This window comes from Leptospiraceae bacterium (genome assembly GCA_025059995.1).
Taxonomy (GTDB): Bacteria; Spirochaetota; Leptospiria; order Leptospirales; family Leptonemataceae; genus SKYB61.
Genome location: JANXCF010000005.1, coordinates 141,555 through 155,291 on the forward strand (window position 1 = coordinate 141,555; position 13,737 = coordinate 155,291).

Consider the following 13,737-nt stretch of genomic DNA (forward strand, 5'->3'; position numbering starts at 1 on the left):
TGTTGCAACGAAAAAATTATGAAAATCCTTGGCTTATGAACCTGAAGCTCTTTCTAAAAAGAAATTGGGAACTATTTTTGATTTTTTTTTTATTAATAGTAATTTTTTCTTATTTTTTGGAACGTTATTACTACGTTGGAGATCCATTAGCGAAGGTTTATCAGTCTTATTCTTTAATCTTCAATAACTATCAGTCAGAAGAAATCCTATATCGTTTTAGGGAATTTGATCCTGAGTTTCGTTATTTCCCTTTGACTTCGATTGTTACGATTCCCGATGAAAACAAAGTCGTAGGTGTATTCCCCGTTCTTTTTTCGTTGATCATAGCTCCCGTGATTGAGTTTAATGGAGTGAAATATCTACCCGTTTTGACCACAATAGTGAACTTTCTGAGTTTGTATTTGTTAAAACGATATTGGAACTTTTCGTCATTCTGGATATTGTTCTTTTTGTTTGGAACCTTTTTGTTTTTGAATAGCATAGACATGTCAGAGAGTAGCTTGTTGGTAGCACTACAAGTGATGGGGTTGACACTTTTATTTCGAGGGGGTGATAGGTGGGTGGTGTTATCGGCTTTTATTTTGACATTAGGGATGTGGCTTCGTTTGGAGATGTTGTTATTTTTGATGAGTTTGATATTTGTATGGTTTTTGTTAGAGAATGAGATTGTTTTGAGGGATTTTGATTGGAGGGGTATTGGGGTATCGAGGAAGTTTGTGGTGTTTGTTGTGTCAGTAGTGTTGTTTGTTTTGGTGTTTTTTTTGTTTCATTGGTATCAGTATGGACACATCCTCGGTCCAAGATATCTGGCAAACATTTATGTAGAGGAATATTCAATTTTAAGACAACTAAAACACTTATGGATACTTCTTTTTTTCGGAAGTTTTAATCAGTTGGGATTTTTTGGATATGTTCCGTTGTTTTTGGTGGTGTTGTTGATTTTTTTGTTTCGGAGGCGTGAGTTTGATTTTCCACGAGAGGAACTCATATTGATATATTCAGGAATTTTGTTAGTGATACTTGTGGGTATTACTTCTCCGAATGAAGGAGTCGTAAATTTAGGACCAAGATATATGCTTTTAGCCATTTTTCCGTTTGTTCTTTTGAGTAGGGGGGTGTTTTTGAAGTTTTTATCAAAAAAATGGAAGTTTGTTCTTGTTTTCTATTCGTTTTTTGTCACATTTGTGTATTTCATTTTTTATTCCCTTTTTTTACAGATAGCAAAAGAAGCTCATCAAAAACTTACAGCAGAAAAAGCTCCTATTTACATCAACTTTGATTATATCGATACAAGCATTTTAGGATTAAGTGTAATTGATCACACTGTGCTTACGATTCAGCGGTATTTTCCATTGGAGTTTCTTGATCATTTGTATGTATATTCAAAAGACAAGGGGGACGTCATAGTGTATCATTCGAAGTATGTAGAGAAAAAGAAATCAGTGGATATACAAAAGAACTTAGCAAAACTAAAAGAACAATTTGTACTTGTGGCGTATCACAAAATCCACTTTCAAAAAAATGATTATCTAAAGATCTACAGATTAAGAAGAAAAGAGAAACTGCAATAAAATAAAAAAATAACAATTTTTGTCTGAAATTGAGTGTATATTTTATATTACATGATAAACACCCATAGCAAAGTTTAAAAAATTTTTTCATTAAGTGAGAAAAATTTTCAGATTTTTCGGGATTTTATCATAAAATATGTCTCCTCCTTTTCTAATTATATGATTATGAAGATGGAAACGATTAAAATCCAAAATTGTTTTAAGAAAATTTATGAATCAAAAGGTTATGAAAAATCTTGTGAAGAAAGAATCATTGAATATATTCAGCATCTTTTGGAGACGAAAAAAGTATCAAAAAATTCACGAAAAATTGCTGAATATGTTTTTTGGTTAATCTATAATGAATTTGTCTATAACGGTCGTGATGAAAATGGCAAAATCAGAAAAAGAAAATTTAAAAACAAGATAAAGCAACAATTTCATAGTTTCTTAGAAAACGAACTGATATTATCTGATGAAGACTTCGAAAAACTTATGATCGATATTATAGAAATCTACCTACCATGTTTGAAAATAGCAGAAAATGACCGGGAAAAACTAAAACTTTACAAAAATTGTATTGATAGAGACTTCCATAGAGAAAAAAGAAAAAATATTTCAATTGGTGAACTTATAGAAAAAGTTCGTCTTTCTAATCCAAAAGCGTATTATGACTACGATTGGAAAGACAATCTAAGATATCTCAAACTCTTGAGTAAAATACAAAAGCTTTTGGATGAAATCGAATTTATTCTATTAAAAAATGGATTTAAAAATAAAACCCATATAAAAGTTATTTTAAAAAATTTTGAAGTTCAATTCTATAATCCACATTTAGAAAATAAAGAAGAGATATATAGTAAGGTTGCTGATGAATTAAATATGAATAAAAGCACCGTAAAATCGGTTATACATCGCTTTGAGAAGAAGAATAAGATTATAAAAGAAATCAAAGAAGCTATTGAATAATGGATCTATATTTTCTTGGTTTTCTTTATTTTCTTGAGGCTATGTTGGTTTTTTTTGGCTGAAATATGAGCTTTCTTTGGGCTTTGAAGCTTCTAAGTGCTTCTTTTGATTTTCGCTTGTACCGAGAGTTTGAGAAGTTTCCCCATTTTGAGGTTGCAAGAAAAGTTTTTTATTTCTACCACATGCCCTTTTTGATTCATTATATTTTTTTTCTAATTAGTCCTTTTTTCTGGTATCAAATCTTGTTCAAGAAAGAAAGTTTTTTCTCTTTGCTTTTTACTACTTATCTTCCCCCTTTGTTCATTTATGGGGGAACTTTTATTTTTTTGGTTTTGATGGATAAGTTTGAGTTTTATTCCCAACCTCCCACGTTATACCGAAAAAATCCTTATTTTGGAATCAAAAATGCGATTATGATTACTTCTAATTTGATTTTTTTTCTTGTTCATCCGATTTTGGGTTGGTTAGCTTTGGGAGTTTCTTCTATCATGACGTTTGTTTTTTCTATCATCCAGTGGTCCTTATATCTTGAAAAACCAATATCCAAAACATTCGCCGAAAGTTTACTTTTGGTTTCTCTTTTTTTGTTGGTGGCTGTCTTGATTCTATTTATTGTGAATTTGTTTGAGTCTATTCAATTATTACAAAGGTTTGGTCTTTTATGAAAATCCATGTTGTTGGTATCGGTGGGATTGCCATGGGGAATTTAGCAAAAATGTTAAAGGATCAAGGACACGATGTTACAGGTTCTGATCAGAATTTATATCCTCCTATGTCTGAGAAGCTCAAAGAATGGGGTTTTCCTGTTTCTTCTTTTTCTCCAGATAACATCATAGACCAACACCAAAATCCAAAAGCGGATCTCTACATAATCGGGAATGTTTTATCTCGAGGCAACATAGAAGTTGAGACCATCCTCAATCACCGTTTGCCTTTGATGAGTATGCCTCAAGCCTTGTATGAGTTTTTTTTGAAGCATCACTATGTGATTGTAGTAGCGGGCACACATGGCAAAACCACCACTACTTTTCTAATCCACTATATTCTTAAAAAAGCAGGATTATCCGCGGGATTATTTGCTGGTGGGATACGAGCTGATCATCATCCTGGTTTTTCGATAGAAAAAGGAAACTATTTCGTTATTGAGGGCGATGAATATGACACTTCTTTTTTTGACAAAAAGCCCAAATTTTTGCACTATCGACCTTATTATTTGGTTTTGACTTCAATTGAGTATGATCATGCAGACATTTACGAAAACCTCAAGGAATACAAAAAGGCTTTTCTTCAATTGTTGCGTTGGATACCCCAAAAAGGAAAGATCATCGCAAACTATGATTACGAGGTCATACGAGAAATTCTCAAAAATCAGTCGAATGTTGTATATTATTCAGAGAAAGAACGCTTACCAGAAATCACGCAGCTCCAATACCAACGTAATGAGTTAATTCTCCCCATTGGAAGAGTTCATCCCAAAATCTTCGGAAAACAAAATTATCTAAACATCTTAGCAAGTTATCTTTTGGCAAAAGAACTGGGTGTTGATGCTCAAATCATTCGTCAGGCAATCGAAGAATTTCCTGGAGTCATGAGGCGCCAACAACTACGAAAAAAAATTTCCCTTCGTGATCAAGAAATAGAGATACTTTTCTATGAAGATTTTGCTCATCATCCCACAGCTGTGAAAATCACCATTGAAAGTTTTCGAGAAACGATTACCAATGCCTTCATCATTGCTTGCTATGAACCCAGAAGTGCGAGTAGCCATCGAAATGTCTTTCAGAAAGAATATCCAGAATCATTTTTGTTAGCAGATGTAGTTTATATCACAGAAGTTTATGATCCAAGAAAAGTAGAACCGGAACAACGATTGAATGTATTAGAAATCATTGATGAAATCCGCAAAAAAAATATCAATGCTCATTACTGTGCAGCACCAAATGAACTTTTAGAAAAACTAAAGAATGATTTTTCCGATTATGTCTTATTCGCAAAGCAAAAAAAATTAAACAAGATCATCTTGTTATTTATGAGCAACGGTGAATTTGGAAACATCTACCCAGAAGTGGAAAATTGGCTGGAAGATTTAGAAAAAAGTTGACTTGGTTCTTTTGTGATTTTTTCTATGATTATGAGTCTCATAATCAAGTTCAATTTCGGGTTTTTCTTTTTGGTGTTTTTGCTGTGGAATGTTTCTTTACAAAGCAGAGTGTTTCTTACGCCTGAGGCAGCACTTCAAGAAGCCTTTCCAAATGCAACCATAGAAAAAATAAGGATATATCTTACAGAACAAGATCAAAAGCAAATGGAACAAGAGTTAGGATTCAAAATCAAACATAGATTTTTTAGTTTTTATGTAGCGAAATCCAATCAAAACCTTTTGGGTTATGCAATCCTACACACAGATATCGTGCGAACAAAAGAAATGTCTTTGATGATCGTCCTCAATCCAAAAAAAGAAATCCAACAAATCTATCTTATCAGCTTTTATGAACCCATAGAATACAAACCTACAGAAAGATGGCTAGAATTATTCACAAATCGAAGTCTAAATCATCCACCAGTTTTAGGTATTGATATACCCGTAGTTTCGGGAGCTACCCTTACAGCAAGAAGTGCTTATGAAATGGCAATGTTGACACTTTATCTTGCCAAGTCCCTATAAAAGCTTATGAAGTTTTTCGTAACAGGAAATGTTCGATCTTCTAAAGGACCAAGAAATATCTTATTATTAGCCTATTTTTTGTTTTTGTTATTTCTCATAAGTAATTTATTCTTGGCTATATCTCAGAACTCCTTTCGATATGAAGATTTCATCCTCACATTAGAACCTTCTTTGATCATTCGTTTGGAAGAAGTACATATCAGTCTTTTTATGTTTGGTTTTTATTTAATTTTTATTTTCGCCATGTTGTATCAAAGCCGATGGAAAATGAAAATAAAAAACATACTTTTTGGGATTTCGATTGTTTTGTTTGTGTTTTATTTACTTTCCCTTTTGATTTATGATGAAGCTCTTTGGTTTTTTTATTTTTATTATGGGGTGTTATTTACGTTTCATCTATTTTTCTTGGTTTTGCAATTTTTATTAATACTAGATTTGTTGTATGAAAAGTAGTTATACTTATGTAATTTTATTTGTGGGGGTTTTGGGGGTACTTCAAAGTATTTCTGGTTCAATTCTTTTTTTTTCTAAAATTGGATACCAGCCTTCCCAGTGGATGGAATATTATTATGGTTCTGAGGAAATGCGAAAATATTTCCCTCAAGAAGAAGATCGCTTCAAAGAGCCGTTGACATTTTCAGGGCGATTGAAGGTTGTGTATTCCCATGCCCTTGCTTATGGTATTTGGGTGTTTACTTTGAGCCATTTGATTCGTAGTTTGAATGGGAATCCTCAATCAAGACAAAAAAAAGAAAAATTTCTGGTTTTGTATTTCATTGTAGCTGCTTTGGAGATTTTGATGGATATTTTACTAACACTAATTGTCAGCTATAGAATGTTTTTTTTGTTTTTGAGGTTTGTTTTGTTTCTTTTATTTATTGGTTTTACTATCATATTGAGTGGGGTTTTGATTCTTTATGCATGGAGAAATCTTCTTCAACATCGTATAGAACCCATCAATGGGAAAAATGCTTTTCGTTATCATCAAAGAGAAAATTTTGAACTCTAATTCGATTCGTGGAGCCACGTATGGAAAATAAGGAAAATATGGAAAATACAAAAAAGATACGAGCAGAGAGAAGAACTGAATTTGGGAAGAACGCATCTCGGAGGCTTCGACGAGCAGGAAAAATCCCCGCCAACATCTTAGAAAAAGGAAAGTCAACTCCAGTGGTCATCCAAAAATCAGAATTCATGAAATTGCTAAGCCAAGGTTTGCTGCCATCAATGAAGATTCAAGTTGAATTCGAAAATGAAGTCTTTGAGGTTTTACCCAAAGAAATCCAACGTGAACCAGTTACAGGAGAAATCGAACACGTAGATTTCTATAAAATGACCCCTAATCACAAATTTCACCTTCACATCCCAGTAGAATTAGTCGGAGTTGCGAAGGGAGTTCGTGCTGGTGGTGCATTAGAACATTTTGTTCAAATGTTGAAAATCCGAACAACCCCAGAGAACTTAAAAGAAAAAATAGAAGTAGATATCACCAATTTAAACGTTGGAGAAGCAATCCGATTATCCGACCTAAATTTGCCAAAAGAATGGGATGTGCTCATCCAAGGGAATCCCATCATTTGTAAAGTGGCTCAGTCTCGTGCAACCATCAAAGCAGCTCAAGAAGAAACAAAAGAAACAAAAGAAACAAAAAAATAGTCAGATTGTATCACTACTTGGAATTTTGTCTAAAATTTTTAGTAGCTCTAGATACAACTGTGGGAAATATTCTTGGATTTGACTCAAAATTTCTTGGACTCTATCATTATCTGAGTAATGATGAAGAAGAGAATGTAGAATTACCAGATAAAAAAACAATAGTCGTGATAAGGTTTTTTCACGATACTTGACATTCACATAAGGAAGTTCTTGTTCTAGTCTTGAGACTTCATCTTCGATGTTAAAAATTTCATCCAGTTCAAGCTTCCTGATATTGTAAGGTAAAGCCTTCATCATGATTGAAACCGGGAGCCAATAATGAACTTTCTCAGTGTTTTTGTCATAAAGAAATTGTAGTTCTCTTATGATTTTCTTTATTGTCTCGGATTGTAATTCTTTGAAGTCCAAGGTATCTGGTGAAAGTAAAAATCCATCTCGAAAAAAACTAAGGGCATAGGAAAAATATTCAAAATTCCCAGTCCTTTCCATTTCCATGAAATTCAAATCACCATATAAAAAAAAAATCTGAGGATGGAATGGTTGAATTAGTTTTGCAATTTGAAGTATTTCTTTTGTATTGGAAACATCATGAACAGAAAGAAAACCCTTTGCTATCTCTAAAAGCAAGGGGAAATCATGCTCTTCGATTCCTTCTTTGTGTTGTCTGTTTTCTAAATTGCTTTTGACTTTTAGTAGTAAATATCTCTTTATCTGGTTGATAACTTTTGTTGTGGGATACCCTTTTTCTGTGAGGACAGATTCGAATTTTTTCCATTCTTTCAGGAGAAAATCGTAGTTTTTTTTTTCTTCTCTAAAGAATTTTTCTCGGTTGAGCCAATATTTCGTGGCAAAAAAGTTTGCTATGTATTCTAACTCATCTGGAGATTCTTCTAAGATACTGCCGGCAACCTCACTTGCTTCGAAAAATTCTCCTTTTTCGATGTGATATAAGAGGGTATCTTCATCCCGCATAAAACAAAGAAATTAACGATAATTATCAAAAGAAATAGCAAAGTCCAATTCTTGTTCTCGTAAATGCTTGATAACTGCTTGGAGGTCATCTATGCTTTTGCTTATCACTCGTAAACTATCTCCTTGAATGCGGGTTTGAACCTTTATATTGGTTTCTTTGATGATTTTATTGATTTTTTTGATTTGTTCTTGAGTAAGTCCGTTTTGAATCTTTGCAGTGCATTTGACTCTTCCAGAGATGTTTTTCTGAATCTCACCGAATTGGATTGCTTTTAGATTGATGCCACGTTTTACAAGTTTGCTTTGAAAAATGTCAATTAGTGATTTCATCTTCATTTCATCTTCGGTGGCTAAGTGGATTTCGTCTTTTTCTCGTTGGATTTCCACGTGGCTACCTTTGAAGTCGAATCTGTTTGTGGCTTCTTTTAAGGCTTGGTTTATGGCATTAGATAGTTCTTGTTCATCAATTTTGTAAACAATATCAAAAGAATGTTCCTTTGCCATAAATATATTCTATTTGAGTATTTTTTCTCGTGCAAGTTTTTTTGCAAATGAAATAACTTCATTTACGTAATTTTTCTCTACTCCACCTTGAGCTAAATCCTTTTTCCCGCCGCCTTTGCCAGAAAATGCCTTGACGCTTTGACTTAAGAGCTCACTGCAATCAATTCCTAATTCAATCAATTTTTTTGTGCAAGTAAACATAAGCGATGCCTTTTCTTTTTGCACTGAGGCGGCCAAAATTAATGCATAGGGTTCTTTTTCTTTGATTTTATCACCAAGAATTCGTAGTTCTTCTGGAGTCAGGTTCTCTTCTATAAAAGAATATAATTTGACGGAGTTCAGATTTTCGAATTGGAGATTTTTTTCTAATAAGTGTTCTAATGACTTTTCTTTTTTAAGTTCCTTTTTGAGTTTTTTTTCTATTTCTTGGAGCTGAATTTCGAATTGAATGATACGTTTTTCCAATTGGATGGAAGAATAGGGATTTGAACTCATATATTCGGTTATCTCTTCCATCGTTTCCGGTAAATTCCAGGAAAGTTGATTGGGCATTTTTTGGTTTTTGTCTTCCCATTCTTTTTTTAGTTTTTGTATTTTTTCGTAGAAATATTGTAGGGCTTTTTGGTTTGCAACGGCTTCTATCCTTCGATTGCCAGCACCAGGGCTACTTTCTTTGATGATATGAAAGTATCGTATTTCATTTGTGTTTTGAACATGGCAACCTCCACAGAACTCCATCGAATATTTACCGTTTTCTCCCATTTCGATGATCCTCACGATTTCTCCATATTTTTCACCAAAGAAAGCAAGAGCTCCTGTTTTTTTGGCTTCTTCTAAGGGTAGATGTTTGATTTTTACGTCCGCTTTGGCAAGGATGGCATCAATCACTCGCCGTTCTACTTCTTCTAACTGTTGTTCTGTTAACCTTTTGTTATAAGAAAAATCAAAACGTAAATATTCATCCGATACCAGAGAACCCGTTTGAAAAACAGAATCTCCTAAAACATCCCTCAAGGCTTTATGCAACAAGTGGGTAGCACTATGATGATAAGTTGTGAATTTTCTTTTCTCTTCATCAATGATCAAATCTACTTCATCACCTACTTGGAATTTTCCCTTTTCTACGTGTCCAATGTGTAAGATAAGATTTCCCTTCTTTTTGGTATCAATCACTCGGAAAAGACTTTGTCTTTTTTTTATTATCCCTGTGTCTCCGATTTGTCCACCACCTTCGGGATAGAAATTGGTCCTATCTGTTATAATGATGGCGATGTCTTTTTTATCTAGTTTTGTTATGGATTGATTATTATAAATGATGGCGAGGATTTTGCTCTTTTCTCGATATTTAAAGTAACCTGTGAACTCCGTTTGTTCATTGATGAGGGGGAAATTATGAGGAAATTGAAAGTCTTTCCATTGTTGTGTTTGTTTTGATAGTTGTTTTTGTTCCTCCATTTTTTGGTTAAAAGTTTCGATGTCTAAACTTAGTCCTTCTTTCTCAGCTAATTCACGAGTGATTTCCACAGGAAAACCAAAAGTGTCATAAAGAATAAATGCCTTTTCTCCATCAAAAACTTGTTTTTGTTCTTTTTTGTGTTCTTCTAAGAATTCTTCCCACTTTTTCATTCCTTTGTTCAAGGTTTCTAAAAAGCGTTGTTCTTCTTCATATAGTACATCTTGAACCTTTTTTCTGTGTTCTTCGAGCTCTGGGTAAAAAGAAGCATAAATTTCTACGACCTTAGGTTGGATTTTATAAAGAATTGCTTCTGTGATCCCCAGTTGGTATGCAAATAACAGAGCTCTTCGGATTATTCGACGAATGACGTAACCTCTTCCTGTATTTTCTGGGAAAATCCCATCACTCATGGCAAAAGTAACAGAACGAACATGATCCGTTAAAACTCTCAAAGCAGATTGAGTTTGAAAAGAAAAATCCAGCTTTCGTTTGAGGATAGTTTCTATTTGTTTTTGGATTTCTTCTTTTAATGAGAGTAGTTCATCGGTTTCATAAACACTATCAGTGCCGTTGAGCAAAGCAACAATACGTTCTAGCCCAGCTCCCGTATCAATTCCCTTTTGGGGTAAAGGATGAAGATTTCCCTCTGTATCTTGAAAGTATTCATTGAAAACTAAATTCCAGTATTCAAAGAAACGATCGCAATCATTACCAGGTTTACACGTGGCAGGATTTCCACATCCTGTTTCTGTATGACAAATATGCTCACCTCGATCAAAATAGAGTTCTGTGCAAGGACCACAAGGACCCGAATCCCCTGCAGGACCCCACCAATTCTGCTCTTTCCCCAAACGAACGATTTTGTGTTCTGGAATTCCTATGTGTTTATTCCAAATTTCGTAAGCTTCTTGATCTTCATGATAAACAGATACATGGATTTTTTCGGGATCAATTTCTAAAACTTTGATGGAGAATTCATACGCCCACTCAATGGCTTCTTTTTTGAAGTAATCTCCAAAGCTAAAATTCCCCAGCATTTCGAAAAAAGTGCAGTGTCTTGCGGTTTTTCCTACACTTTCTAAGTCTGTTGTTCTCAAGCATTTTTGAATTGTGGCTATTCGTGGGTGTGGTGGTTTTTTCGTTCCATTGAAATACTCTTTGAAGGGAACCATCCCAGCGGAAGTAAATAAAAGCGTAGGATCTTCTGCAGGTAATAAACTCGAAGAAGGAAGATGTAAATGATCTTTAGAAACAAAAAAATCAACCCAAGCTTTTCGAAGTTCTTTACAGGTAAATTTTTTCATATTTCACCTTTCATTTTTTATTTAAAATTAAAAAATCTTATGGGAATTGAAATCGAAAAAAATTTTTTTCTAATGCTTGGCAAAATTTACAGAAAATTTTTTCATGTCAAATGGAAAAGACTTCTACAGAAGATTGAATTTGACCTTTTAAAGTAAATTTTTATCTCGTCGATATGGTATTAATTCAATCTCTTCCAAAGATACCCAAAGAAATGCTAAAGAATCTCTTAGCTCAGAAAATAGAATTTCGCATAACAGGAGAAGAATTTCTTTCAAAAAGAGGTATTATTATCAGTAATCATTTGGATATTTTTGATTTATTAATTCCGTTAGTTTATTTAAAACAACCTCTTTATCTTTTGTATGACGAAAAGGCTCTTGATGGAAATTTGGTTTCTTTTGTTCAGAGATTCTCTTATTTTTATTTTTTTTCATGGATGTCAGAAGATAAGATAGAAAAGACTTTGCTTGAGCTTACTCAGAACTCTCATTTATTTGTTTTTCCTGAAAGAATGCCTACTAAAACTGGAGTAATCCAGCCCTTTGATCTTTTTGTGTTTAGCATATTACTTAGAGTTTGTCGAAAAAATGAATTGGTTTTGATACCAAGTGGGATTGATGGAACTTTTCGTTTAAGTGAACTTTCATCGCTTTGGGAACTTCTTTTTCATTTTCGTAAAATCAGGATTGATTATCATGTGGGTCAGCCTATTTCTGTGTTGGAATCAGAATCCGATGAGGCATGGCTTAAACAGGAAGTCGAAAAGCAAGTTTATTCTTTGAGTCAACACCCGGAAAGAAGAAAAAAGGGTAGAATATTGATTAAAACATCGGCTCGAGAATTATGATTTGATTTGTTCTCTTCTCAAGATATCATAGCCAGAAATCCTCAGCTCTTCTGTGAAAAATTGAATTTCTCCGAAAGAATAATTATAATGTTCAAGAATTTTTCGAAAGATTTGAATGGAAGTTTCGAATTCCTCAGGGATAACTTCATCAGCCCCTATTTCGAACAACTTTGGAACCTCAAGCACATACCGAGTTCTTGCAATGATATAGATATTGGGATTTAGTTTCTTTGCGATGGAGATAATTCTTTTCGTGCTTTGAAAGTCATTGATCACAATTACCAAGAGTTTTGCTTTTTCTATTTGGACGTGTTTCAGTAGAGCTTCGTTGGTAGCATCACCATAAAAAATAGGTTCTCCTGATTTTTTCTCATTTTGGACTGTTTTGATATTCATCTCAAGTATTACATAGGGAATGTCCATGATTTGAGCCGCTTTAGCAACATTTCTTCCGTTAATACCAAACCCTACTATTATGATATGATCTTTGATGTCGAGATGTGATGAATGTTCTTTTGCTTCAGTACTCGAGGTTTTGAAAAATTTGCTCAAAAAGTTTCTGTTTTTTTCCGTGTTGAGTTTATTTATAAAGTTTACAAACTTATCTGATAAGTTTTGAGACTTCAAGATCAAAAAAGGTGTTAGTAGCATTGTGAAAATTGATGAAACCAAAAAGGCTTGATAGGTATAATGATCGATGATTTCTAAATTGAGGGCATTTTTTAGCACAATAAACGAAAATTCACCGACTTGAAAGAGAGATAGACTACTGATAAATGCGATACGTAAGTTTCGATAAAAAAAAAGAATAATAAAGAAAATCACAACTGATTTGATCAAAAAAATAAAGACCAAAAGAAACAAAACGAAGAGTAAATTCTTCAAAGAAAACAAAAAGTAAATGTCAATCAGCATTCCAATCGAAGTAAAGAAAATACTCGTAAAAATAATCTTAAAAGGAATCACATTACTCATGGATTCGAAGCTAAAAGGAGTTTCGGAAATCAAAAGTCCTGCTAAAAATGCCCCAAAAGCCAATGAAAGCCCAACTTTATAGGTCAAAAACGCAATCAGAAAACACAACGTAATGATACTCAAAACAAAAATGTCTCGATTTCGTAGTTGAACAATTTTAACTAAAACAAAGGGAATGATGTATTTGTATAGAAGAAAGAATATCAACAAAAATAAGATCATCTTCAAAACAAACAACAAAAAACCTGTATGAAAAATCCCAATGTTGGAATAATCAAGTTGGGAGATTTCCTTCAAGAAAGGCAAAAACAACAAATAAATGATTGCAATCAAATCCTGAAAAATCAAGATGGAAATGGAGACTTTTCCATAAGGTGTGTGGATTTCGTTTTGGTCCTGAAAAATCTTTAAAACAATTGCAGTGCTACTCAAACTGATGACCATTCCCAGAACGATACTTGTAATCAGAGGCAAAAATTGAAGAACCAAAAGCGAAATCAAAAAGGTCAAACTCACTTGCAGAAAACCAATCACAACCACATCTCTTTTGTTCTTCTGTAGCTCTTTGAACGAAAACTCTAATCCAATAGTAAATAACAAAAGAATAAGTCCAATTTCCGAAATGATTTCTATGTCTTCTGAGTTTTGTATAAATTTAAAGCCATAGGGTCCTAATAAAAAACCCGTAAAGATTAAGCCCAATATCTCTGGTAATCTCAATAAAGAAAAGATCCAAAGAACAAAGATGTTCACAAAAAGAATCATCAGGATTTCCTGAAATATTGCCATAACAAAAGACAAGATAATCTTTAAGAAAAATTCGTAAAGATAGAATTGA

General features: G+C 33.4%; 13 protein-coding genes. 9 read left to right on the top strand and 4 right to left on the bottom strand.

The window, feature by feature from the left end; all coding sequences use genetic code 11:
- Positions 1 to 35 precede the first annotated feature (35 nt).
- The 8 genes from NZ853_08415 (at position 36) to NZ853_08450 (ending at position 6,840) form a co-directional block, all read left to right on the top strand.
- The gene (locus tag NZ853_08415; protein MCS7205707.1) at positions 36 to 1,571 is read left to right on the top strand and encodes a hypothetical protein; all 1,536 of its coding nucleotides are present in this window, start codon (positions 36 to 38) and stop codon (positions 1,569 to 1,571) included.
- 171 nt (positions 1,572 to 1,742) lie between these two features.
- Positions 1,743 to 2,519: a hypothetical protein gene (locus NZ853_08420; GenBank protein ID MCS7205708.1), complete on the top strand. Its 777-nt coding sequence runs from the start codon at positions 1,743 to 1,745 to the stop codon at positions 2,517 to 2,519.
- Between the two features lie 65 nt (positions 2,520 to 2,584).
- Positions 2,585 to 3,184: a hypothetical protein gene (locus tag NZ853_08425; GenBank protein ID MCS7205709.1), complete on the top strand. Its 600-nt coding sequence runs from the start codon at positions 2,585 to 2,587 to the stop codon at positions 3,182 to 3,184.
- Positions 3,181 to 4,620 carry a Mur ligase family protein gene (locus tag NZ853_08430; GenBank protein ID MCS7205710.1) on the top strand — a complete coding sequence of 480 codons (1,440 nt, stop codon included), beginning with the start codon at positions 3,181 to 3,183 and terminating at the stop codon, positions 4,618 to 4,620. The genes NZ853_08425 and NZ853_08430 overlap by 4 nt, the downstream gene beginning before the upstream one ends.
- Before the next feature lie 30 nt (positions 4,621 to 4,650).
- Complete coding sequence (locus tag NZ853_08435) at positions 4,651 to 5,184, top strand: hypothetical protein (GenBank protein ID MCS7205711.1); 534 nt, start codon at positions 4,651 to 4,653, stop codon at positions 5,182 to 5,184.
- Between the two features lie 6 nt (positions 5,185 to 5,190).
- Positions 5,191 to 5,637, top strand: a complete 447-nt coding sequence (locus NZ853_08440; GenBank protein MCS7205712.1) for a hypothetical protein — start codon at positions 5,191 to 5,193, stop codon at positions 5,635 to 5,637.
- Positions 5,627 to 6,193 (top strand): hypothetical protein, encoded by a 567-nt coding sequence (locus NZ853_08445; GenBank protein MCS7205713.1) that lies wholly within the window; start codon positions 5,627 to 5,629, stop codon positions 6,191 to 6,193. The genes NZ853_08440 and NZ853_08445 overlap by 11 nt, the downstream gene beginning before the upstream one ends.
- Before the next feature lie 20 nt (positions 6,194 to 6,213).
- Positions 6,214 to 6,840, top strand: coding sequence for a 50S ribosomal protein L25 (locus NZ853_08450; protein MCS7205714.1), 627 nt, complete (start codon positions 6,214 to 6,216; stop codon positions 6,838 to 6,840).
- On the opposite strand, the gene NZ853_08455 is transcribed toward NZ853_08450, so the two are convergent.
- Genes NZ853_08455 through alaS form a run of 3 tightly spaced genes read right to left on the bottom strand, consistent with a single transcriptional unit; the run spans position 6,841 to position 11,076 of the window.
- Positions 6,841 to 7,812, bottom strand: a complete 972-nt coding sequence (locus NZ853_08455) for a hypothetical protein (protein MCS7205715.1) — start codon at positions 7,810 to 7,812, stop codon at positions 6,841 to 6,843.
- Positions 7,813 to 7,824: 12 nt separating this feature from the next.
- A complete protein-coding gene (locus tag NZ853_08460; protein MCS7205716.1) occupies positions 7,825 to 8,316 on the bottom strand; it encodes a YajQ family cyclic di-GMP-binding protein in 492 nt (163 codons plus the stop codon).
- A gap of 9 nt (positions 8,317 to 8,325) precedes the next feature.
- Positions 8,326 to 11,076 (bottom strand): alanine--tRNA ligase, encoded by a 2,751-nt coding sequence (gene alaS / locus NZ853_08465; protein MCS7205717.1) that lies wholly within the window; start codon positions 11,074 to 11,076, stop codon positions 8,326 to 8,328.
- A gap of 173 nt (positions 11,077 to 11,249) precedes the next feature.
- Between alaS and NZ853_08470 the strand changes: the two genes are divergently transcribed.
- Positions 11,250 to 11,924 (top strand): hypothetical protein, encoded by a 675-nt coding sequence (locus tag NZ853_08470; protein MCS7205718.1) that lies wholly within the window; start codon positions 11,250 to 11,252, stop codon positions 11,922 to 11,924.
- On the opposite strand, the gene NZ853_08475 is transcribed toward NZ853_08470, so the two are convergent.
- The gene (locus NZ853_08475; protein MCS7205719.1) at positions 11,919 to 13,688 is read right to left on the bottom strand and encodes a cation:proton antiporter; all 1,770 of its coding nucleotides are present in this window, start codon (positions 13,686 to 13,688) and stop codon (positions 11,919 to 11,921) included. The two genes, NZ853_08470 and NZ853_08475, sit on opposite strands and share 6 nt — an antisense overlap.
- Positions 13,689 to 13,737 lie beyond the last annotated feature (49 nt).